A 2107-nucleotide genomic window follows, 5' to 3' on the forward strand; every position below is an offset into this window, starting at 1 on the left:
GCGTCGGCCTCATCGCCGCCGTCGAGCTGGTCGCCGACAAGGCCAGCAAGGCGCCGTGGGGCAAGCCCGCCGCGCTCGGCGCGCTGGTCAACGGCTTCCTGCAGCAGAATGGCGTGATCTCGCGCAACATGGGCGATGCGATTGCCTTCTGTCCGCCGCTGATCATCACCGAGGCTGAGGTCGACGCCCTGGTTGACGCGTTCGAACGGTCGCTCGACGCCGCGCTGCCGCAGGTTCAGCCGCAGGGCTGAACTGGCCGCTGCCGGCGTCGCCCGGCTCGCCGCTCGGCGTCGCCCATTCCAGTATCGTGGCGGTCGACGGGCTGGAAGTCGCGCTGAAGGGCGGGCAGGTCGGGACCGACTGCTATTTCTCGGCCATCCGTGACGGTCTCGGCGGTTGACAGCGCCGTGCTGCACCACCGTTCCGAGGTTCCGCACGATGCACCGTACCGCGCCTCGCGACCTTCGGGCTGTATTCCCGCCAAGAAAACAGAACGTTCCAAGCGGCCGGGAAACGCTTTAGTCTCGCCGCCGACAACAGCGCAGGGGAGAAGCGTATGAGCCTGAGCCAGAAGCTGATCAACGATGGCAACGCGGCGGTCGACGAAATGTTGACCGGCATCATGGCCGCGCATCCCGAGCATCTTTGGCGCCCGGACAACGCGCCGCGTGCGGTCGTCGCCAGACATGGTCCGCGGAGTGGCAAGGTGGCGCTGATCATCGGCGGCGGCTCGGGCCACGAGCCGACCTTCCTGGGCTATGTCGGCAAGGGCCTGGCGGATGCCGCCGCGATCGGCAACGTCTTCGCTTCGCCCCCTCCGCAGCCGGCGGTCGACGCGGCGATGGCCGCGAGCGGCGATGCCGGCGTCCTGTTCATGTATGGCAACTATGCCGGCGACGTGATGAACTTCGACATGGCCGCCGAGCTTCTGGAGATGGAAGGCATCGAGGCACGCACGGTGCTGACCACCGACGACATCGCATCCGCGCCACGCGACCAGCGGCAAAAGCGTCGCGGCGTTGCCGGCAATGTTTTCATCTTCAAGGCCGCGGGCGCGGCCGCGGACATGATGATGCCGCTGGACGAGGTGGAACGGATCGCCCGGCACGCCAACGACCGCACCTTCACCATGGGCGTGGCGCTCTCGTCCTGTTCCCTGCCGCAGACGCGGCGGCCGAGCTTCGATCTGCCCGCCGGCGAGATGGAGATCGGCATGGGCATCCATGGCGAGCCCGGCGTGCGGCGCGGGCCGTTGCGCTCGGCCAACGACGTCGCCGACGAAATCATGGACGCGATCCTGGCGGAAATGAAGGCGCCGGCCGGCGATCGCGTCGCGGTGCTGGTCAATTCGCTCGGCGCGACGCCGCTGATGGAACTTTACATCCTGAACGCCCGGATCGCGGAACGCCTGAAGGCTGCCGGGCTGGTCGTCCACAAGACGCTGGTCGGCCCCTACTGCACGTCGCTCGACATGGCTGGCGCCTCGATCACCATCATGCATCTCGATGACGAACTGCAGCGCATGATCGACCATCCCTGCGACTGCGCCATGTTCCGGAGCTGAGCGAGATGGAGTTTACGACCAGGGATTTGAAGGCCCTTTTCGGCGCCTTCTCCGCACGGATGGCGAGCGAGCGCGACAGGCTCTGCGCGCTCGACGGGGTAATAGGGGACGCCGATCATGGCATTGCCATGGAACAAGGCATGAAGGCCGCGGCCGATGCAGCCCAGGCTGCCGAGGGCACGCTGCAGGATGTATTCAATGCCGCCGCCAAGGGCTTTCTCAACGCTGTCGGCGCCTCCTCCGGACCACTCTACGCGACCGCCCTTCTGCGCGCCGGCAAGGCCGCGGGTCCGCGCGGGTCGATGCCGAGGGGCGAATTGCGGACCGTCATTGCGGCGATGCGCGACGGCATCGTCCAGCGCGGCAAGGCGGAACCCGGGCAGAAGACGATGCTCGATGCCTGGGCTCCGGCTGCCGACGCGGCAGTCAATGGCCAGAGCGCCGACGCCATAGCCGCCGCCGCCCGCCAGGGCGCGGAAGCGACACGCGATATGATCGCAACCGTCGGCCGCGCCGCGCGGCTCGGCGAGCGCTCGCTGGGTC

General features: G+C 68.0%; 2 protein-coding genes and 2 pseudogenes. All 4 read left to right on the forward strand.

Features of this window, described 5'->3' with window-relative positions:
* Nucleotides 1-251 (forward strand): annotated as a pseudogene (locus tag EOA38_RS34675) (aminotransferase class III-fold pyridoxal phosphate-dependent enzyme); the annotation flags it as partial.
* Between the two features lie 5 nt (nucleotides 252-256).
* Nucleotides 257-400, forward strand: a pseudogene (locus tag EOA38_RS40745) (four-carbon acid sugar kinase family protein); the annotation flags it as partial.
* A gap of 156 nt (nucleotides 401-556) precedes the next feature.
* The gene (locus EOA38_RS34685) at nucleotides 557-1564 is read left to right on the forward strand and encodes a dihydroxyacetone kinase subunit DhaK (protein WP_127301343.1); all 1008 of its coding nucleotides are present in this window, start codon (nucleotides 557-559) and stop codon (nucleotides 1562-1564) included.
* 5 nt (nucleotides 1565-1569) lie between these two features.
* Nucleotides 1570-2107 (forward strand): dihydroxyacetone kinase subunit DhaL (dhaL, locus tag EOA38_RS34690; RefSeq protein ID WP_127301344.1); only part of this gene is annotated, 538 nt, incomplete at its 3' end.

Origin of the sequence: Mesorhizobium sp. M1E.F.Ca.ET.041.01.1.1 (assembly GCF_003997355.1) — a bacterium.
In the GTDB taxonomy this organism is placed as follows: domain Bacteria; phylum Pseudomonadota; class Alphaproteobacteria; order Rhizobiales; family Rhizobiaceae; genus Mesorhizobium.